Genomic DNA, 19,198 nt, shown 5'->3' on the forward strand with positions numbered 1-19,198 from the left:
GACCCGTTCGGGGCGCAGTTCGCGGTCATCACGCCCGACCCCGGCAGTCCTGACGCCCCGCAGGCGCCGCGGCCCGTCCGGGCCCGGCGCCTGCGGTCGGTCGCGGCCCGCTCAGCGGACGGGGTGGCCGGTCTCCCGGAGCGCGCCCTTGACCTGGCCGATCGTCAGGTCGCCGAAGTGGAAGACGGAGGCGGCGAGCACCGCGTCGGCCCCGGCGTCGACCGCCGGGGCGAAGTCGGCGAGCTTGCCGGCGCCGCCCGAGGCGATCACCGGGACGGAGACGTGCTTGCGCACGGCCCGGATCATCTCCAGGTCGTAGCCGTCCTTGGTGCCGTCGGCGTCCATCGAGTTCAGCAGGATCTCGCCGGCGCCGAGTTCGGCGGCGCGCACGGCCCACTCGACGGCGTCCAGGCCGGTGCCGCGGCGGCCGCCGTGCGTGGTGACCTCGAAGCCGGAGGCCGTCGCGGTGCCCTCGGGGGCGCGCCGGGCGTCCACCGAGAGGACGAGCACCTGCCGGCCGAAGCGCTCGGCGATCTCGCGGACCAGCTCCGGGCGGGCGATGGCCGCGGTGTTGACGCCGACCTTGTCGGCACCGGCCCGCAGCAGCCGGTCGACGTCCTCGACGGCCCGCACCCCGCCGCCGACGGTGAGCGGGATGAAGACCTGCTCGGCGGTGCGGCGCACCACGTCGTAGGTGGTCTCCCGGTCACCGGACGAGGCGGTGATGTCCAGGAAGGTCAACTCGTCGGCGCCCTGGGCGTCGTAGAGCTTGGCGAGCTCGACCGGGTCGCCGGCGTCGCGCAGGTTCTGGAAGTTGACACCCTTGACGACCCGTCCGGCGTCGACGTCCAGACAGGGGATGACACGTACGGCGAGGGTCACGGCTTGCCTTCCAGGGAGTCAGCGAGCCCGGAGCGGTAGGCCTCCACCTCGACCTCGACCATCATCCGGGAGTCGATCAGGCCCTCCACCACGACCATGGTCGCCACCGGGCGGATCGCGTCGAAGAGCTTCTTGTGCGCCCGGCCGGCCTCGTCGGCGTCCCGGACGTGGGTGAGGTACATCCGGGTGCGCACCACGTCGGCCGGCGACAGGCCGTACCGCTCCAGGGCCTTGAAGGCCATCCGGAACGCGGCGACGGTCTGCAGGAACGGGTCGCCCTCGTGCTGCACGACGCCGTCGTCGAACGCGGTGGTGCCGGCCACCAGGACGAAGTCCCCGACCGCGACCGCGCGGGAGTACCCGAACTGCTCCTCCCAGGGGGAGGAGCCGGAGACCCGGTGCGGACCCGGCGCGGCCGGGCTCCCGGCGGAGCCGCTCGGTGATCCTGCGGTCATCGGGACACAGCCTCCAGGGCCTCTTCGAGGGTGAACTTCTGCTCGTAGAGGGCCTTGCCCACGATCGAGCCCTCGACACCCTCCGGGACCAGGGTGGCGATGGCGCGCAGGTCGTCGAGGGACGACACGCCGCCGGAGGCGACGACGGGCCGGTCGGTGGCGGCGCAGACGGTGCGCAGCAGCTCCAGGTTGGGGCCGGTGAGGGTGCCGTCGCGGTTGACGTCGGTGACGACGTAGCGGGCGCAGCCCTCGGAGTCGAGGCGGGCGAGGACCTCGTACAGGTCGCCGCCCTCGCTCGTCCAGCCGCGGCCGCGCAGGGTGGTGCCGACGACGTCGAGGCCGACCGCGATCCTCTCACCGTGCTCGGCGATGACCTTGGCGACCCACTCCGGGCTCTCCAGCGCGGCGGTGCCGAGGTTGACGCGGGTGCAGCCGGTGGCGAGGGCGGCGGCGAGCGAGGCGTCGTCGCGGATGCCGCCGGACAGCTCGACCTTGATGTCGAGGCGGCCGGTGACCTCGGCGACCAGGGCGCGGTTGTCGCCCGTGCCGAAGGCGGCGTCGAGGTCGACCAGGTGCAGCCACTCGGCGCCGGCGGCCTGCCAGGCGAGGGCGGCGGCGAGCGGCTCGCCGAAGGAGGTCTCGGTGCCGGAGGCGCCCTTGACCAGGCGGACGGCCTGGCCGTCGCGGACATCGACGGCGGGCAGGAGTTCGAGGCGGCTCACGTACGGCTCTCCAAGCGTGGAAGGGGCTTCAGAGGGTGGTGACCCAGTTGGTCAGCAGGGCGGCGCCGGCGTCGCCGGACTTCTCGGGGTGGAACTGGGTGGCCCACAGCGGGCCGTTCTCCACCGCGGCGACGAACCGGTGGCCGTGGGTGGCCCAGGTGACCAGCGGGGGGTTCAGCCGCTCGCTGTGGACCTCCAGCTCCCAGTGGCGCACGCCGTAGGAGTGCACGAAGTAGAAGCGCGTGTCGGCGTCGAGGCCGGCGAAGAGCCGGCTGCCCTCGGGGGCGTCGACGGTGTTCCAGCCCATGTGCGGGACGACCGGGGCCTCCAGCGGCTCGACCGTGCCGGGCCACTCGTCGCAGCCGGCGGTCTCGACGCCGTGCTCGACGCCCCGCTCGAAGAGGATCTGCATGCCGACGCAGATGCCGAGCACCGGCCGGCCGCCGGCGAGCCGGCGGCCGATGATCTGCTCGCCGCGGACGGCCTTGAGGCCGCGCATGCAGGCCTCGAAGGCGCCGACGCCGGGCACCAGCAGGCCGTCCGCGTCGAGGGCGGCCTGGAAGTCGGAGGTGACGGTGACGTTCGCGCCGGTGCGCTCGACGGCGCGCTGCGCGGAACGGAGGTTGCCGGAACCGTAGTCGAGGACGACGACGTTCTTGGCCATGAAGGGGGATCCCGTCTCTTAGAGGCGCATCAGGCCGGTGCCCAGGCACATCACGGCGCCGATGGCGACCACGGCGATGACGCCCTTGGGCAGCTTCTGCTTCCAGAACGAGATGACGCCGCCGGCCAGGAAGAGGCCGACGAAGATCAGCGCGACGGCGGACTTGCTCACAGTGCACCCTTGGTCGAGGGGAGGATGCCGGCCGCGCGCGGGTCGCGCTCGGAGGCGTAGCGCAGCGCCCGGGCGAGCGCCTTGAACTGGCACTCCACGATGTGGTGCGCGTTGCGGCCGTACGGCACGTGGACGTGCAGCGCGACCTGGGCCTGCGCCACGAACGACTCCAGGATGTGCCGGGTCATCGTGGTGTCGTAGGCGCCGATCATCGGCGCCATCGACTCGGGCTCGGTGTGCACCAGGTAGGGGCGGCCGGAGAGGTCGACGGTGACCTGGGCGAGCGACTCGTCCAGCGGGACGGTGCAGTTGCCGAAGCGGTAGATGCCGACCTTGTCGCCGAGCGCCTGCTTGAAGGCGGCGCCCAGGGCGAGGGCGGTGTCCTCGATGGTGTGGTGGGTGTCGATGTGCAGGTCGCCGTCGGTCTTGACCGTGAGGTCGAAGAGGCCGTGGCGGCCGAGCTGGTCGAGCATGTGGTCGTAGAACCCGACGCCCGTGGAGATGTCGGTCTTTCCGGTGCCGTCGAGGTCGATCTCGACGAGGACCGAGGTCTCCTTGGTGGTGCGTTCGACGCGGCCGATACGGGACATTCGGGGTTACAGCTCCTGACTGGCTGCGCGCGCGAGGCGCGCACGATCAAGGGTGGGGGCGGGCGACGGGAGGGAGAGGCGGACGGCGTCCAGGAAGGCGTCGTTCTCGGCCGGCGTACCGGCGGTGACGCGCAGCCACCCGGGGACGCCGTTGTCGCGGACGAGCACGCCCCGATCGAGAATCGCCTGCCAGACGGCGTGGGTGTCGGCGAAGCGGCCGAACTGGATGAAGTTGGCGTCGGAGTCGGTGACCGACAGGCCGAGGCCGCGCAGCGCGTCGACCAGGCGGTCGCGCTCGGCCTTGAGCTGCTCGACGTAGCCGAGCAGGGTGTCGGTGTGCTCCAGGCAGGCCAGCGCGGTGGCCTGGGTGACGGCCGACAGGTGGTAGGGCAGCCGCACCAGCTGGACGGCGTCGACCACGGCCGGGTCGGCGGCGAGGTACCCGAGCCGCAGCCCGGCCGCGCCGAACGCCTTCGACATGGTGCGGGTGACGACGAGGTTGGGCCGGCCCTCGATCAGCGGCAGCAGCGAGGCGCGGTGCGAGAACTCGACGTACGCCTCGTCGACGATCACCAGGCTGGGCCGGGCGGCCTGCGCGGCCTCGTACAGGGCGAGGACGGTGTCGGCGGCGACGGCGGTGCCGGTCGGGTTGTTCGGCGAGCAGACGAAGACGACGTTCGGCCGCACCTCGGCGATCGCGGCGACGGCCGCGTCGAGGTCGACGGTGAAGTCCTCGTTGCGGGGGCCGGAGATCCAGCCGGTGCCGGTGCCGCGCGAGATCAGCGCGTGCATCGAGTACGAGGGCTCGAAGCCGAGGGCGGTGCGGCCGGGGCCGCCGAAGGTCTGCAGCAGCTGCTGGAGCACCTCGTTGGAGCCGTTGGCGGCCCACACCTGCGTCCGGGTGACGGCGTGGCCGGTCGTCCGGGTGAGGTAGTCGGCCAGGCCCTCGCGCAGCTCGACGGCGTCCCGGTCGGGGTAGCGGTTGAGGTGCCGGGCGGCCTCGGCGACCCGTTCGGCGATCCGGGCCACCAGCGGCTCGGGCAGCGGGTACGGGTTCTCGTTGGTGTTCAGCTGGACGGGGACGTCGAGCTGCGGCGCGCCGTACGGGGACTGGCCGCGCAGCTCGTCGCGGATGGGGAGGTCGTCGATGTTCAAGAGCCGGGGACCGTCCAGTCGAAGCGGGCGCGGATCGCGTCGCCGTGGCCCGGGAGGTCCTCGGCGGTGGAGAGGTCGACCACGTGCGCGGCGATGCCGGCCAGCGCCTCGCGGTCGTACTCGACGACCTGGACGCCGCGCAGGAAGGTCTGCACCGAGAGTCCGGAGGAGTGGCAGGCGCAGCCGCCGGTGGGCAGCACGTGGTTGGAGCCGGCCGCGTAGTCGCCGAGCGACACCGGGGTGTACCGGCCGATGAAGATCGCGCCCGCGTTGCGGACCCCGGCGGCGACCGCGTGCGCGTCCCGGGTCTGGATCTCCAGGTGCTCGGCGGCGTACGCGTTGACGACCGCCAGCCCCTGCTCGACGCCGTCGACCAGGATGATGCCGGACTGCGGGCCGCCGAGCGCCCGGGCCACCCGCTCGCTGTGCTTGGTGCGGGCGACCTGGTCCTTCAGCTCCGCCTCGACCGCGTCGGCCAGCTCCGGGGAGTCGGTGACCAGCACCGAGCCGGAGGTCGGGCCGTGCTCGGCCTGGCTGATCAGGTCGGAGGCGACCTCGACCGCGTCGGCGCTGTCGTCGGCGAGGACCATGATCTCGGTCGGGCCGGCTTCGGAGTCGATGCCGATCCGGCCGGCGAACAGGCGCTTCGCGGCGGCCACGTAGATGTTGCCCGGACCGGTGACGATGTTGACCGGCTCGCACTCCTCCGTGCCGAGCGCGAACATCGCGACCGCCTGGGCACCGCCGACCGCGTACACCTCGGTGACGTCGAGCAGCGCGCAGGCCGCCAGGATCGTCGGGTGCACCCCGCCGCCGAATGCCTTCTGCGGCGGGGAGGTGACCGCGATGCCGCGGACGCCGGCCGCCTGCGCCGGGACGACGCTCATCACCACGGAGGACGGGTACACCGCCAGGCCGCCCGGCACGTACATGCCGACCCGGTCGACCGGCACCCAGCGCTGGGTGACGGTGCCGCCGGGCACCACCTGGGTGGTGTGGCCGGTGCGGCGCTGGTCCGCGTGCACGATCCGGGCGCGGCGGATCGACTCCTCCAGCGCGGCGCGCACCTTCGGGTCGAGGGTCTCCAGGGCGGCGGTGATCCGCTCCTCGGGGACGCGGGTGCTCTCCAGCCGCACGCCGTCGAAGCGCTCGGTGATCTCGATCAGCGCCGCGACCCCGCGATGGCGGACGTCCTCGCAGATCGGCCGCACCTTCTCCAGGGCGGCCTCCACGTCGAACTCGGCACGGGGCAGCAGGTCGCGCGGGTCCGTGACGGAGCCGCGCAGGTCGATTCGAGAGATCACAGGCCCCAGTGTAAGGAGTGGCCGAATCGGGCGGTCCGGCATTTCAGTCCGTGATACGAAGGGTGAGACTGCCGATGATCACTGGGGGGACGATGGGCGAGGGGCCGCCGCACGGCTGGACACCCGTGGAGGAGCGGCTGTGGGAGGCCTTCCGGCGCGGCGAAGTGCTCGACCTGAGGACGGACGGCGCCGACGACGACGCGGCCGGCGGCGCCGACTGGGGGCCGGAGCGGACGGTCCGCGCCGAGGTGCTCGCCCACCTGCTGCTGTCCGGACCGGAGGCCGCGCCCGGGCGCGTCGCCGGGCTGAGGCTCGACGGCGCGTACGTCACCGGCCCGCTCCGGCTGGCCGGCGCCACCGTGCCGTCCTACATCGAGATGCACGGCTGCCGCTTCGACAGCACGGTGCTGGTGTCCGAGGCCAGGGTCGGCACCGTCCGGCTGATCGGCTGCCTGATACCGCGGCTGGAGGCCGCCCGGCTGGCCGCCGACGGCGACCTGCACCTGGCCCGCTGCGTGATACCGCAGGGCGTCCGGCTCACCGACGCGAGGATCGGCACCGACCTGCTGCTCAACCAGGCCGTGCTGGGCGCCGACCGGCACAGTCGGGCGTTCGCCGCGGACGGGCTCACCGTCCACCAGGACCTGGAGGCCGAGCGGCTGGTCGCGCACGGCGAGTTCGGCATCCGCACCGGCCGGATCGGCGGGCGGCTCTCGCTGCGCGGCGCACAGCTGAGCATCGCCGACCCGACCCGCAACTGCCTGAACCTGGCCCGGACGTCGGTCGGCAACACGCTGTACCTGACCGGCTCCGCCGACAGCAGCTGGACGTCCTCCCCCACCCACTACGGGTACGGCTACGGCATGCCGATCGCACCCGGCGCCTCGGTGACCCCGTTCCGCGCCCGCGGCGGGGTCCGGCTGGTCGACGCCCGCTTCGAGAGCGCCTGCCTGATCCACGACGCCGAGTTCGCGCTCTCCCCGCAGCAGGAGCTGTCCCTGCGCCGGATCCGCACGCCCGAGCTGCGCTTCGCCTGCCGCACCGCGCCCGGCGGGCGGGTCTCGCTCTCCCGCGCCCAGGTCGGCAACCTGGTCGACACGCCGGCGTCCTGGCCGGGCGCCGGCCTGGTGGTGCTCGACGGCTTCGCCTACGACTCGCTGCGGCCTGCCGCGCCGTTCGACGTCGAGCAGCGGATCGCCTGGCTGGAGTCCTCGCTCGGCGAGTACCAGCCCGAGCCGTACGAGCAGCTCGCCTCCGCGCTGCGCCGCGACGGCCGGGACGACGACGCCCGCGAGGTGCTGTACGCCAAGCAGCGCCGGCGGCGGGGGCCCTGCCGGTGCACGCCCGGCTGTGGGGGCTGCTGCAGGACGTCACGGTCGGCTACGGCTACCGGCCGGGCCGGGCCGCGCTGTGGCTGCTGCTGGCCTGGCTGCTGGGCACCGCGTACTTCGCCGCGAACCCGCCGCCGGCGCTCAAGGCCGACGAGGTGCCGACCTGGAACGCGCCGCTGTTCGCGCTGAGCCGGCTGCTGCCGGTGGTCGACCTCGGGCAGGACGGCTGGAACCCGGGCCATACCGGCCAGTGGGTGGCCGCCGGGCTCGTCCTGACCGGCTGGATCCTCGCCACGACGGTGGTGACCGGCGCCACCCGGCTGCTCCAGCGCGGCTGACCGGCACGGGCCCGGGCGGCACCGGGCCCGGCGCGCCACGAAACGCCCGGGCGCGCGGGGCGCCCGGGCAACTACGCTGTGCGCCGTGACAGAACGGCTCCCGCTCTTCCCGCTCAACACGGTCCTGTACCCGGGCCTGGTGATGCCCCTGCACGTCTTCGAGGAGCGCTACCGCCGACTCGTCGCCGACCTGCTCGCCGGACCGGACGAGCAGCCGCGCCGGTTCGGCGTGCTCGCGATCCGGGACGGCCGCGAGGTCGCCCCCGTCCGGGAGAGCGCGGGCCCGGCCGGGCCGCTGGACGGCCTCGGCACCATGACCGGCGACCCGCTGGAGGCGCTGCACCGGGTGGGCTGCGTCGCCGACGTCACCACCGCCCGCGAGCAGTCCGACGGCCGGTACGAACTGCTGATCACCGGGACGACCCGGTTCCGGCTGCTCTCGATCGACGCCACCGGCCCGTACCTGGTCGGCGAGACGGAGGAGCTGGAGGAGCAGTCCGGCAAGGGCGCCGGCGCGCTGGCCGCCGGGGTGGAGCGCGCGTTCCGGCTGTACCGCAAGCGCCTGGCCGGGGCGAAGGAGTCCACCCTGGCCGGCGAGCAGGAGCTGCCGCTCGACCCGCAGGTGCTGTCCTACCTGGTGGCGGCCGCCGCCGTGCTGCCCGCCCCGGTCAAGCAGGAGCTGCTGGCCTGCCCGGACACCGCCCAGCGCCTCGACGCCGAGCTGGAGCTGCTGCGCCGGGAGACGGCCCTGCTGGCCTGGCTGCCGTCGGTGCCCGCGACCGACCTGACCCGCCAGGCCTTCAGCCCGAACTGACCCCGCCCCGACCAGGAGGGCCGCCACCGATGGCGAAGAAGACGAAGAAGGGCGGCCAGGGCACCCCGGCCACCGTCGCGCTGGAGAGTGCGGGCGTCGCGTTCACCGTGCACGCCTACGACCACGACCCGGCCGCCGCCTCCTACGGCGGGGAGGCCGCCGAGGTGCTGGGCGTCCCCGCGGAGCGGGTGTTCAAGACGCTGGTCGCCGAGGTCGACGGCGCCCTGGTCGTGGGCGTCGTCCCGGTCTCCGGCGCGCTCGACCTCAAGGCGCTGGCTGCGGCGGTCGGCGGCAAGCGGGCGGCGATGGCCGACCCGGCGGCCGCCGAGCGCAGCAGCGGCTACGTCCTCGGCGGCATCTCGCCGCTGGGCCAGCGGCGGCCGCTGCGGACCGTCCTGGACGACAGCGCGCTCGCCCATCCGACCGTCTTCGTGTCGGCCGGGCGGCGCGGCCTGGAGGTCGAGCTCGCCCCGGCCGACCTGCTCGCCCTCACCGGTGCCGGCACGGCGGCCATCGGGCGCTGACCCGGGGCGGGCCCGGGCGCCGAAGCGCCCGGGCCCGCCGCCGTGCGGACCGTCAGGGGTGGGGCTGTGCGGCCCAGTGCCGTCCGGGCCGGCGTCCCGCGGGCCGGTGGCGGGATCGGCGGAGTCACCGTCGAAGGGGCCGGCGGCCTGCGGGCGCTCGGCCGGCGGCGGCGCGCCCCACGGGCCGGCCCAGTACGGCGGCGGGTCCTGCTCGCGCTTGCCGAACGCGGCGGACAGCACCAGCAGCACCACCATCGCGGTGACCGGCCAGACCAGCAGCGCACCGTGGGCGCCGAGCTCCAGCGGCGCGGAGAAGCGGCCGCCCTCGCCGACCTGCTTGGCGTGGGCCACCAGGTCCGAGGCCGGCCCCAGCCGGATTCCGAGCTGCCAGCCGATCAGCGAGCCCGCCACCCCGCCGACGGCGAGGCCGACCGCGACCGCGATGCCGCCGCCGCGCCGCCGGGTGAGCAGGAAGGCGGCCAGCGCCGTGACGACCCCGGCGCCGAGGGCCAGCAGCGCGAACACCGAGTCCGCGCCGGCCCGCTGCTCGCCCTCCGGGTCGGTGTAGAGCAGCTGGTCGCCCTTGACGACCAGCCCCACCCTGGGCGCCAGCCAGAGCCACAGCAGGCCGAGCACCACACCGAGCAGGGCCCCGCCGACCGCCGCGAGCGCGCCGATCCGCAGCTCCGGCACGAGCGGTGCCTTCGACCGGGCGGGCCGCTCGGGCAGCGGCGGCGGGGCGAACGGATCGTGCGCGGCGGCCGACTCGGCGCCCGGCCCCGGAGGTGTGTTCGGTACGGTCACGGGCTCATCGTTTCACGACCGGGCGGACGCGGTCCGATCGTCCCCCGTCAGCGGGTGGCCCGCCGGTACGCCCAGGTCGCCGCCGTGAGCGAGCAGAGCCCGACGGCCGCACAGACCGCCAGGTCACCGAGGACGGCCGCCCAGTCGGGCGAGGCCGTGAACGTCCGGGCGAACGCCTCCACGCCGTACGTGGACGGCAGCAGGTCGCGCAGCCGGCGCACCGGCTCCGGCAGGTGGGAGACCGGCAGCACGCCCAGCAGCAGGGCCGCCGACATGCCCAGCTGGCCGAGCAGCGTGGCGATCTCCTGGCGCGGCGCGAGCAGCCCGAAGGCGGCGCCCAGCCCGGACAGTGCCGCCCCGGCGAGCGGGACGACGGCCAGCAGGACCCACAGGTGGGCGACCGGCAGATCGAACATCCAGGCACCGGCGGCGGCCGTCACCACCGTGCCCGGCAGCGTGAACGACGCGTACGCGCCGGCCGCGCCCAGCACCACCGCGGCGGGCGGCACCGGCAGCGTCGCGTAGTGGTCGAGGCCGCCGGTGGCCCGGAGCCTGCCGAAGTACTGGGCGAGCAGGTTGAGCGCGACGAAGGCGACCACCAGCACCGCCGAGCCGGCCACCACGGCGTGCGCGGCCGGGTTGTCACCGGGATCGACGACGCCGCGCATCATCACCAGGATGCCGAGCGACTGGAAGGTCGCCACGAACAGCAGCGGGATCCGGGCCACCCGGGCCCGGGCCAGCTGCGCCCGGTAGACGGCGGCGAGCGCGGGCAGCAGCCGGGCGGCGGGGGCCAGCTCGGCGGCGGTCGCGGGGACGGCGGGGGCCGGGGCGTCGAGCATCGTCACGTCGGCAGTCCTCACTTCGCCAGTCCGCTGTGCCGGCCGCCGAGCTTGAGGTAGGCGTCCTCCAGGCTCGGGGTGGCCAGGGTGAAGTCGTCGAGCGCCGCGAGGGCCGCTCCGCCGGTGACGGCGGCGACCAGCTCGCGGGCCTGTTCGGGGGTGGTGCGCACCGTCCAGCGGCGGCCGCTGCGCTCGGCGCGTTCGGCCAGCCGGGCGACCGCGGGGACGTCCAGCGGCGCCTCGGTGCGCCAGACCAGGTCGAGCCGGACGTCGCCGTCGACCAGCGCCTTGAGCCCGCCGGGCGTGTCGCAGGCGATCACCCGGCCCTCGTCCACGACGGCGACCCGGTCGAGCACCGTCTCGGCCTCGATCACGTTGTGGGTGACCAGCAGGACGGTGGTGCCGCACTCCGCCCGGCGGCGGTCCACGGCGGCCCAGACCGCCCGGCGGGCGACCGGGTCCATCCCGGTGGTGGGCTCGTCCAGGACGAGCAGCGGACGCTCCCCACGAGGACGGCCGCGAAGCAGGCGAGCCGGCGCTGGCCCCCGGAGAGCTTGGCGATCGGACGGCCGGCCAGCGGCTCCAGGCCGAGCTCGGTGAGGACGTCGGCTGCCTCCGCGCGCGCCCGGGCGCGGGTCAGACCGCGCAGCCGGCCGGTGGTCTCGGCGGCCAGCGCGACGGTCAGCTCGTCCAGCGCGGTGGACTCCTGGCCGAGGTAGCCGAGCAGCCGGGCGGCCCGCTCGGGGTGGCGGACGATGTCGTGGCCGAGGATGTCGACGGTGCCCGCGTCGGGCCGGAGCAGGCCGGTGAGCTGGCGCACGAGGGTGGACTTGCCGGCACCGTTCGGGCCGAGCAGGCCGAAGATCTCACCGCGGCCGACGGTGAGGTCGATCCCGGCGTTGGCCCGGACCTCGCAGGCCTCGGCGCCGCGGCCGCTGCGGAAGGTCTTGGCCAGCCCTCGGACGGTGCAGCAGGGCTCGGGGACCGGCCTGCCGCCGGCGCCCAGGGTCGGGGCCGCGGGTGCCTGCCGGTCGGTGTCGCTCACGACCGAAGACTCTACGCTCCGCCGCCGCCGAACCGGACAACGGGGCCGATCCGGGACGACCGGGGCGCACCGGCCGCTGCCCCCGGTCCGGCCCCGGTCGTCGGACGAGCCCTGAGTCCTGGTACCGCGTCCGGCCCTAGTCGTCGGCCATCGCGGCCTGGCCGCCGGGGACGCGGACGGCGAGCTCCTTCCAGAAGCCGTCGCGGATGGCGTACCGGTCGTGTTCGTCGATCTGGTCGTCCTTGTGGGCGAGCAGGCCGAACCTGGCGGCGTAGCGGAGCAGCTCGCCGTCGAGGCGGTGCGGTATGCGCGGGTAGTCCGTCCACAGCACGGTCAGCCGGCCGACCTCGCCGAGGCGGTCGATCCAGCGGCGGGCGAAGACCTGCCCGACCTCGTGCGGATCGCCGCCGATGCTGGTGATGTCCTCCTCGCGGTCCGCCCAGCGCTGGGCGGAGGTGGTGAGCTGGGCCAGGGTGGGCAGCGCGTCGCCGGCGGTGGCCGGGGAGGCCGGGGTGCCCTGCGGGTAGGGACGGTCGAGCCAGCCGCGTTCGGAGGTCCAGCGCAGGACGGGCCCGGCGGCGGAGACTGCGGCGGACCCGCCGGGGGGCAGCGGGGCGCGGTCGGCGAGGTCCTTCGGGGTGGGGACGACCTTGAGCGCGGCGGCGGGCTGGGGCCGTGCGGGGGCCGGCTCGGCGGGGCGGGGCGCGGGCGGGGCGGCGAGGACGGCGGCGATCCCGGGCGGGGCGCCGGGGGCGGGGAAGACCCCGGGGAGCTCGCGCAGCCGCGCCCAGCTCTCGATCCAGGCACGGTCCAGGACGCGCCGCTCGTCGGCCTCGCCGACGAGGTCCTCGGACTGGTTGAAGTCGCCGTCCGCGGCCTGCAGGGCCCACAGGTGGACGGCGACGCCGTGCTCCTTGGCGGACATCACGCCGGGCAGCAGGTCGCCGTCGCCGGTGACCAGGACCACGTCGGAGCAGGCGTGGTTGCGGGCGAGTTCGGTGAGTTCGGCGTGCATCGCGGCGTCCACGCCCTTCTGCACCCAGCGGCCCTCCGCGCGGGTGAGCGCGCCGAGCCGGACGGTGACCCGCGGCAGCACCCGCAGCCGGCGGTGCTCGGGGAGCGGTCTTCGGTCGGGGGCGGCGTCGAACCAGTAGACCCGCAGCAGGGGAGGCCGGTCTCGGCCTCGGCCCGTTCGCGCAGTGCCGCGACCAGCCCGGTGTGGTCGACGCTCACCCGGGAGCGGGCGGGCTCGCCCACGAGCAGGCTGGCGGCGGCGCCGAGCAGGTAACCGGCGTCCACCAGGACAACGCAGCGGTCCACGGCCCGCTCCTCTCCCTCGCGGCGCCCCCGGTGGGGCGGGGTTAGGCACTGCCTTACCCGGTGGCCGGGCGCCGAACCGCGACGGCGGGACCGGCGTCCGGGGCACCCGCCGGTTGCGGTGATACTGGGGGCATCATGCGGAAGACTTCCTGGGCGCTGTGCGCGGTGGCGGCGGGTGCGGCGGTGGCCGTCCTCGCAGTGCCCACCATCACCACCGACTCCTCGCACGGCGACACGACCGTCACCTCGATAACCGTCAACGGCGGGCGGCCGATCCTGCTCGGCCCGGACCGGCCGGCGACCTTCCCGGTGGAGGTGCAGGCCCGGGACGGCTCCGGGATCCGCGCGGTGGATCCGATCGGCGTCTGGGGCCCCAACTACGGGGTGCTGAAGGTCGGCCCGATGCGGTGCACCGCGACCTCGGCGCAGGCGTCCACCTGCCGTGGCACGGTGACGGTCGACCCGAAGCGCAAGCAGGTCTTCAACGACGAGGCGGGCACCTGGTTCGTGGACCTGAAGGTCACCGCGAACGACGGCGACCGGTACGTGGGCAAGACCGCGGCCGGGTTCTCGCTGAAGCGGGCCGCGAAGCTGTCCGGCTCGGGTGTGCCGACGGCCGTCCGGACGGGCCAGAGCGTCACCGTGAAGGGCTGGCTGGCGCGCTCCTTCTGGACGGACAACCGCTACCACGGGTACCCGGAGGGCGTGGCGTACCTGCAGTTCAGGCCGGCCGGGTCGAACCGCTGGACGACGGTCGGCAAGGCCGTCTCGACGGTCTCCGGCACGGTGTCCGCCACCGCGAAGGTCACCGGGCCCGGCGACTTCCAGTGGTACTCCCCGGCGACAAGTGGACGGGCGACGCGGCCTCCGCCGAGCTGCCCGTCCGGCCGTCCTGACGGCGGGCCCCGGACGTGCGGCGGCCCCGCGCCCGTGGGTCACGGGTGCGGGGCCGCCGGCGGGCGCGTGGGAGGTCAGCCGAGCTCGGCGGCGACCAGCTCGGCAAGCTGGACGGCATTGAGCGCGGCGCCCTTGCGCAGGTTGTCGTTGGAGAGGAACAGCGACAGGCCGTTGTCGACGGTTTCGTCCGCGCGGATCCGGCCGACGTAGGTCGGGTCCTGGCCGGCGGCCTGCAGCGGGGTCGGGATGTCGGTGAGCTCGACACCGGCCGCGCCGGCCAGCAGCTCGGCCGCGCGCTGCGGGGTGAGCGGGCGGGCGAAGCGGGCGTTGACCTGCAGCGAGTGGCCGGTGAAGACCGGGACGCGGACGCAGGTGCCGGAGACCTTGAGCTCCGGGATCTCCAGGATCCTGCGGCTCTCGTGCCGGAGCTTCTGCTCCTCGTCGGTCTCGTTGGAGCCGTCCTCGACGATCGACCCGGCCAGCGGGACGACGTTGAACGCGATCGGACGCTTGTAGACGTTCGGCGCCGGGTACTCGACGGCCGACCCGTCGTGGGCGAGCGCCGCGGCGCCGTCCACCACCTTGCGGGCCTGGTCGTGCAGTTCGGAGACGCCGGCGACGCCGCTGCCGGAGACGGCCTGGTAGGTGGAGACCACCAGGGAGACCAGCCCGGCCTCGTCGTGCAGCGGGCGCAGCACGGGCATGGCCGCCATGGTGGTGCAGTTGGGGTTGGCGATGATCCCCTTGGGGCGGTCCGCGATCGCGTGCGGGTTGACCTCGGCGACGACCAGCGGGACCTCGGGGTCGCGGCGCCAGGCGGAGGAGTTGTCGATGACGACGGCGCCGGCCGCGGCGACCTTGGGCGCGAGCGCCTTGGAGGTGCTGCCGCCCGCCGAGAAGATCACGATGTCCAGGCCGCTGTAGTCGGCGGTGGCCGCGTCCTCGACGGTGACCTCGGTGTCCTTCCACGGCAGCGTCCGCCCGGCGGAACGCGCCGAGGCGAACAGCCGCAGCTGCTCCACCGGGAAGTCCCGTTCCGCCAGGATGCTGCGGACGACGCCGCCCACCTGGCCGGTGGCACCCACGATGCCGATCCTCATCCTGCTCCTCCTGAAGTGTCGTGCGCGTCCGGCTGTGTCGTCCCGCCTCCGCGCCCTGCCATCATGCCTTGTCAGACGGGTGCGCCGCGGCGGCGTCCCACGCTGTGGGCCGCCTCGCCCGGGCCGCTGCGGGCCGGGGCCGCAAGCCCCTGCGGGCGAAGTCCGCGGTGTCCGCAAGAACTGCGGGGCCGCTCGGCGCGCACCGGGATTCGTCCGTAATCGATTCGTACCGGAACGGATCAGTCGTCGAGGGCGGCCAGCGCCGCGAGCACCGGGCCGACCCGGCCGGGTGCGGCGGGCAGCAGCGGCAGCCGCACGTCGGGGGTGGGGATCCGTCCCTGGGCGTGCAGCACGGCCTTGACGACGGTCGGGTTGGGTTCGGCGAAGGCCGCCGCGGAGAGCCGGGCCAGCCGCCGCCCGAGGTCGCGGGCGTGCGCGGCGTCGCCCTTGTGCCAGGCGTCCGCCAGCTCGACGAAACGGCCGGTCGCCAGGTGCGCCGAGGCCAGGATGCCGCCGCTCGCGCCCATCGCCAGCAGCGGCGACAGGAAGACGTCGTCGCCGGCCATCACCCCGGCGGGGCCGTCCGCGAGCAGTTCCACCGCGTCCTGGTCGATGCCGCCCGGCGCGTACTTCAGGCCCGCGACGTTCGGCGTCGCCAGCACCTCCCGAAGGGCGGCCGCCCCGAGCGGCTGCGCCGTCCGGTACGGGATGTGGTAGACGACCAGCGGTACCGGGCTGCGCTCCGCCAGGTGGGCGAGGTGGGCCAGGGCGCCGGCCTCGCCCGGCCGCAGGAAGGACGGCACCGTCACCAGGGCGGCGTCGGCGGTGCCCGCCAGCGCGGCCAGGGCGTCGGCCGACCGCCGGGTGTCGTTGCCGCCCGCGCCGACGGTCAGCGGGGCGCCGTACGCGCGGCAGACCTCGGCGAGGACCGCGACCACGGTGTGCCGCTCGTCCTCGGAGAGGGTGGCCGGTTCGCCGGTGGTGCCGAGCGCGACCAGGCCGGCCGCGCCGGCGGCGAGGGCGTCGCGGGCGAGGCCCTCCAGCGCGTCGGCCGCGACGGAGCCGTCCTCGGCGAAGGGCGTGACCAGGGGGACGTGGATGCCGTGGAGTTCCATGACGACGAGCCTGCCGCGCGGCGATCGTGCAGGTCCAGTTCACATTTCCGAGGCTTCTCGTAAGCTGAGCCGATGCTCGATGTCCGCCGCCTGCGCCTGCTGCGCGAACTCGCTCACCACGGCACGATCGCCGCGGTGGCCGAGGCCCTCGCGTTCAGCCCGTCCGCCGTCTCGCAGCAGCTGTCCGTGCTGGAACGCGAGGCCGGGGTGCCGCTGCTGGAACGGACGGGGCGCCGGGTCGCGCTCACCCCCGCCGGACAGAACCTCGTCCGCCACGCGGAGGCCGTGCTGGAGCGCCTGGAGCAGGCCGTCGCCGAACTCGCGCACGCCCGCCGGGGCCTCGCCGGGCCGCTGCGGATCGGCACCTACCCGTCCGCGGCGCGCGCCATCATCCCCCATGCGCTCGCCCAACTCGCCTCCCGGCACCCCGGGTTGGAGCCCATGGTGACCGAGGTCGACCCGGCCTCGGTGGCTGCCGCGGTGCGCGCCGGAGAGTTGGACGTGGCCCTCGTCCACGAGTACGACCTGGTGCCCACCGAGCCGGAACCGGGCCTGGCAGTCACCCAGCCCGTCTTCACCGAGCCGATGTACCTCGCCGCGACGGCCGCCGGCACGGTGGCCGGGCACCGCCGCTCGCCGTGGATCGTCGCGCCGGCCGGCACGCTGTGCCGCGCGATGGCCGTCCGGGCCTGCCGGGCCGCCGGGTTCACCCCGCAGGTCCGCCACCAGGTGGACGACTTCGCCACCGTGCTCGCCCTGGTCGCGGTCGGCCAGGGCGTCGGCCTCGTGCCCCACCTGGGCGCCGCCGACCCGCCCCCGGCGTGGTGCTGACCCGACTGCCGATGCACCGCCGCACCCGCACCGCATTCCGCGCCGGCGCGGCCGCGCACCCCGCGGTCGCCGCCTTCACCGCCGCCCTCCACACCGCCGTCCCGCCGGAGCTCGGCGGCCCGCCCGGCCCGCTCTGAGCGCTGCCGCGGGCAGCCTCAGGCGGGCTTGCGGAGGTCGAACAGGGTGCGGCTGGAGTGGGCGACGAAGGGGCCCTGCGAGGTGATCAGGCTGTGCAGGTCGCGCAGTCGGTCGCGGTACGCGTCGACGGTGAAGCCGGGGACCATCCAGATCACCTTGCGCAGGAACCAGACGACCGCGCCGATGTCGTGGAACTCGACCCGCAGCCGCTCGAAGCGCAGGTCGGCGACGGACAGGCCGGCGGCCTCGGCGGCGGCGCGCTCGCCGTCGGGGTGGCGACCGCGCCGGACGGCCTCGGGCAGCGGCCCGAGGAAGAACTCGACGAGTTCGAAGACGCTGGAGTGGCCGACGTGCTGGGCGACGTAGCTGCCGCCGGGCCGCAGCACCCGGGCGATCTCCGTCCAGTGGACGGTCGCGGGGTGACGGCTGCTCACCAGGTCGAACGCCTCGTCGGCGAAGGGCAGCGGCGGCTCGTCCGGGTCGGCGACGACCACCGCGCCGAGCGGGTGCAGCAGCCGGGTGGCCTTGGCGACGTTGGGCGGCCAGGACTCGGTGGCGACCGTCAGCGGGGGCAGCGGGCCGGCGCCCGCCAGCACCTCGCCGCCACCGGTCTGGATGTCCAGAGCCGCCGCCGCACCGGCCAACCGGCCGCCCAGCAGGCGCTGGTAGCCCCAGGAGGGCCGCTGCTCGGTGGCCCGGCCGTCGAGCCAGGAGAAGTCCCAGCCGTCCATCGGGGCGGCGTCGGCCTCGGCCACCAGGTCGTCGAAGGTGCGTGCCATGGACCGATCATCTCCCGGCCGGGCGACGCGATCCACTCGATTTCCCCACGAACCGACCTCCCGTCCGCCGGTGGGCAGCCGCTACCCTTCGGGCCATGGCAGAGCTGATCAACGAGGACGTCCCCGGCCGCTACGGCCCCGACGCGACGGTCGAGGTCGAGGCGTACGAGGTGGGCGCCGTCCGCACCGAGTACTCCCCCAAGCACGACGGCGACCCGGACCCGGGCGAGATCGTCTGGACGTGGGTCCCCTACGAGGAGCGGGACGGCCGCGGCAAGGACCGCCCGGTGCTGGTGGTGGCGCGCGAGGAGGACGGCAGCCTGCTGGCCGTCATGCTGTCCAGCAAGGGGCACGACCACGACCGGGACTGGGTGCCGATCGGTGCCGGCCCGTGGGACAAGTCGGGCCGCGACTCCTGGGTCGCGCTGGACCGGGTGATGCGGGTCCGGGACGGCGGCATGCGCCGCGAGGCCTGCGCCCTGGACCGGGCCCGGTTCAACGTGGTGGTGGACAGCCTGCGCCGCCGCTACCGCTGGAGCTGACCGTCCGCCGTGGGGCGGGCGGGGCCGGCCGGCCGCGTCCGCCCCGCTTCCGCTGATAACGATTCACCGATCATCCGCCGTTTTCCGCCCCGGCCGGGTAGAACAGCTGCACCATCACCACTGCACCATCACCACGTCACCGGGAGCCCGGAGCATGAGCAGCAACGACCCGTCAGGCTACGGCTATCCGACGGATCCCCAGCAGAACCCGTACGGCCAGCAGCAGCCGCCGGCCCCGGGCTACGGGACTCCCCCGCCGTACGGCCAGGCCGGCTACGGCACCGCGCCCGGAGCGCCCGGCTACGGCCCGCCGCCGGCCGGCCAGCAGGCCTGGCCGCTCTGGCTGACCCCGCCCGGGCAGTACAGCGGGCCGCCGGCGCCGGGGACGCGCATCCTCGCCTCGGCCGGTGACCGCTTCCTGGCCCGCCTGATCGACGCCGCCGTGCTGTTCATCCCGGTGATCGTGGTCTCCTCGATCATCGGGTTCTCGATCATCGGCGACGTCTTCATCGGGCTGCTGGTCTTCGGCTACGAGGCGGCCATGCTGCTCACCCAGCACGGCCAGACGGTCGGCAAGAAGGTCATGAAGCTCCGGGTGGTGGACGTCGCGAACGGCGGCCGGCCGGCCGACAACGCGTTCTGGATCCGCGCGGCGGTCTACGGCCTGCCCGGCGCCGTGTACTGCCTCGGCTCGCTGTTCCAGCTGCTCAACTGCCTGTGGCTGCTGTGGGACAAGCCGCTCCAGCAGTGCCTGCACGACAAGGGCGCCAAGACCCTGGTGGTCAAGGAGGGCTGACGCCCCCACCGCGCCGCAGGGGCCCGCCGAGCGCTGCTC

At 74.9% G+C, this 19,198-nt stretch carries 19 protein-coding genes and 3 pseudogenes; 8 read left to right on the forward strand and 14 right to left on the reverse strand.

Annotated features, from left to right (window positions below; genetic code table 11):
- Positions 1 to 111: 111 nt before the first annotated feature.
- The 8 genes from hisF to hisD are packed head-to-tail and all read right to left on the reverse strand — an operon-like array spanning position 112 to position 5,943.
- Positions 112 to 882, reverse strand: a complete 771-nt coding sequence (gene hisF / locus ABEB13_RS12450; RefSeq protein ID WP_345705559.1) for an imidazole glycerol phosphate synthase subunit HisF — start codon at positions 880 to 882, stop codon at positions 112 to 114.
- Positions 879 to 1,337, reverse strand: a complete 459-nt coding sequence (locus ABEB13_RS12455; RefSeq protein WP_345705560.1) for a RidA family protein — start codon at positions 1,335 to 1,337, stop codon at positions 879 to 881. The genes hisF and ABEB13_RS12455 overlap by 4 nt, the downstream gene beginning before the upstream one ends.
- A complete protein-coding gene (priA, locus tag ABEB13_RS12460) occupies positions 1,334 to 2,059 on the reverse strand; it encodes a bifunctional 1-(5-phosphoribosyl)-5-((5-phosphoribosylamino)methylideneamino)imidazole-4-carboxamide isomerase/phosphoribosylanthranilate isomerase PriA (protein ID WP_100890703.1) in 726 nt (241 codons plus the stop codon). Before priA ends, ABEB13_RS12455 begins: the two co-directional genes overlap by 4 nt.
- Positions 2,060 to 2,087: 28 nt before the next feature.
- Positions 2,088 to 2,723: an imidazole glycerol phosphate synthase subunit HisH gene (hisH, locus tag ABEB13_RS12465; RefSeq protein WP_345705561.1), complete on the reverse strand. Its 636-nt coding sequence runs from the start codon at positions 2,721 to 2,723 to the stop codon at positions 2,088 to 2,090.
- 18 nt (positions 2,724 to 2,741) lie between these two features.
- Entirely contained in the window at positions 2,742 to 2,894 is a 153-nt protein-coding gene (locus ABEB13_RS12470; RefSeq protein WP_345705562.1) for a hypothetical protein, read from the reverse strand.
- Entirely contained in the window at positions 2,891 to 3,484 is a 594-nt protein-coding gene (gene hisB / locus ABEB13_RS12475) for an imidazoleglycerol-phosphate dehydratase HisB (RefSeq protein ID WP_100890700.1), read from the reverse strand. The genes ABEB13_RS12470 and hisB overlap by 4 nt, the downstream gene beginning before the upstream one ends.
- Before the next feature lie 6 nt (positions 3,485 to 3,490).
- Positions 3,491 to 4,639: a histidinol-phosphate transaminase gene (locus ABEB13_RS12480; protein WP_345705563.1), complete on the reverse strand. Its 1,149-nt coding sequence runs from the start codon at positions 4,637 to 4,639 to the stop codon at positions 3,491 to 3,493.
- Positions 4,636 to 5,943, reverse strand: a complete 1,308-nt coding sequence (gene hisD, locus ABEB13_RS12485; RefSeq protein WP_345705564.1) for a histidinol dehydrogenase — start codon at positions 5,941 to 5,943, stop codon at positions 4,636 to 4,638. The genes ABEB13_RS12480 and hisD overlap by 4 nt, the downstream gene beginning before the upstream one ends.
- Positions 5,944 to 6,017: 74 nt before the next feature.
- On the opposite strand from hisD, the pseudogene ABEB13_RS12490 reads away from it, so the two are divergent.
- From ABEB13_RS12490 to ABEB13_RS12510, 4 genes and pseudogenes are all read left to right on the forward strand, one after another.
- Positions 6,018 to 7,612: pseudogene (locus ABEB13_RS12490) on the forward strand (oxidoreductase).
- Between the two features lie 85 nt (positions 7,613 to 7,697).
- Positions 7,698 to 8,426, forward strand: coding sequence for an LON peptidase substrate-binding domain-containing protein (locus ABEB13_RS12500; RefSeq protein ID WP_345705567.1), 729 nt, complete (start codon positions 7,698 to 7,700; stop codon positions 8,424 to 8,426).
- Between the two features lie 29 nt (positions 8,427 to 8,455).
- Positions 8,456 to 8,950, forward strand: coding sequence for a Cys-tRNA(Pro) deacylase (gene ybaK, locus ABEB13_RS12505; protein WP_100890695.1), 495 nt, complete (start codon positions 8,456 to 8,458; stop codon positions 8,948 to 8,950).
- A 217-nt stretch (positions 8,951 to 9,167) separates the two neighbouring features.
- Positions 9,168 to 9,518, forward strand: a complete 351-nt coding sequence (locus ABEB13_RS12510; protein WP_345705568.1) for a hypothetical protein — start codon at positions 9,168 to 9,170, stop codon at positions 9,516 to 9,518.
- Between the two features lie 283 nt (positions 9,519 to 9,801).
- Here the strand turns inward: ABEB13_RS12510 and ABEB13_RS12515 are convergent, their stop codons facing one another.
- The 5 genes and pseudogenes from ABEB13_RS12515 to ABEB13_RS12535 all read right to left on the reverse strand — a co-directional run bounded on the left by ABEB13_RS12515 (position 9,802) and on the right by ABEB13_RS12535 (position 16,073).
- Positions 9,802 to 10,596, reverse strand: coding sequence for an ABC transporter permease (locus ABEB13_RS12515; protein ID WP_345709647.1), 795 nt, complete (start codon positions 10,594 to 10,596; stop codon positions 9,802 to 9,804).
- 17 nt (positions 10,597 to 10,613) lie between these two features.
- Positions 10,614 to 11,602, reverse strand: a pseudogene (locus ABEB13_RS12520) (ABC transporter ATP-binding protein).
- 175 nt (positions 11,603 to 11,777) lie between these two features.
- Positions 11,778 to 12,961: pseudogene (locus ABEB13_RS12525) on the reverse strand (NYN domain-containing protein).
- A gap of 971 nt (positions 12,962 to 13,932) precedes the next feature.
- Positions 13,933 to 14,958, reverse strand: coding sequence for an aspartate-semialdehyde dehydrogenase (locus tag ABEB13_RS12530; RefSeq protein ID WP_345705569.1), 1,026 nt, complete (start codon positions 14,956 to 14,958; stop codon positions 13,933 to 13,935).
- Positions 14,959 to 15,197: 239 nt separating this feature from the next.
- Positions 15,198 to 16,073 carry a dihydrodipicolinate synthase family protein gene (locus ABEB13_RS12535; protein WP_345705570.1) on the reverse strand — a complete coding sequence of 292 codons (876 nt, stop codon included), beginning with the start codon at positions 16,071 to 16,073 and terminating at the stop codon, positions 15,198 to 15,200.
- Positions 16,074 to 16,145: 72 nt separating this feature from the next.
- Here ABEB13_RS12535 and ABEB13_RS12540 point away from each other — a divergent pair, with 72 nt between their 5' ends.
- Complete coding sequence (locus tag ABEB13_RS12540) at positions 16,146 to 16,904, forward strand: LysR family transcriptional regulator (RefSeq protein WP_345705571.1); 759 nt, start codon at positions 16,146 to 16,148, stop codon at positions 16,902 to 16,904.
- Positions 16,895 to 17,041 carry a hypothetical protein gene (locus ABEB13_RS12545; protein WP_345705572.1) on the forward strand — a complete coding sequence of 49 codons (147 nt, stop codon included), beginning with the start codon at positions 16,895 to 16,897 and terminating at the stop codon, positions 17,039 to 17,041. Before ABEB13_RS12540 ends, ABEB13_RS12545 begins: the two co-directional genes overlap by 10 nt.
- Before the next feature lie 18 nt (positions 17,042 to 17,059).
- Here the strand turns inward: ABEB13_RS12545 and ABEB13_RS12550 are convergent, their stop codons facing one another.
- Positions 17,060 to 17,821, reverse strand: coding sequence for a class I SAM-dependent methyltransferase (locus tag ABEB13_RS12550; protein WP_345705573.1), 762 nt, complete (start codon positions 17,819 to 17,821; stop codon positions 17,060 to 17,062).
- 95 nt (positions 17,822 to 17,916) lie between these two features.
- Here ABEB13_RS12550 and ABEB13_RS12555 point away from each other — a divergent pair, with 95 nt between their 5' ends.
- Both ABEB13_RS12555 and ABEB13_RS12560 read left to right on the forward strand, forming a co-directional pair.
- A complete protein-coding gene (locus ABEB13_RS12555) occupies positions 17,917 to 18,363 on the forward strand; it encodes a type II toxin-antitoxin system PemK/MazF family toxin (protein ID WP_345705574.1) in 447 nt (148 codons plus the stop codon).
- A 154-nt stretch (positions 18,364 to 18,517) separates the two neighbouring features.
- Positions 18,518 to 19,159, forward strand: a complete 642-nt coding sequence (locus tag ABEB13_RS12560; RefSeq protein WP_345705575.1) for an RDD family protein — start codon at positions 18,518 to 18,520, stop codon at positions 19,157 to 19,159.
- Positions 19,160 to 19,198: the final 39 nt, after the last annotated feature.

This window comes from Kitasatospora paranensis (genome assembly GCF_039544005.1).
Classification (GTDB): Bacteria; Actinomycetota; Actinomycetes; order Streptomycetales; family Streptomycetaceae; genus Kitasatospora; species Kitasatospora paranensis.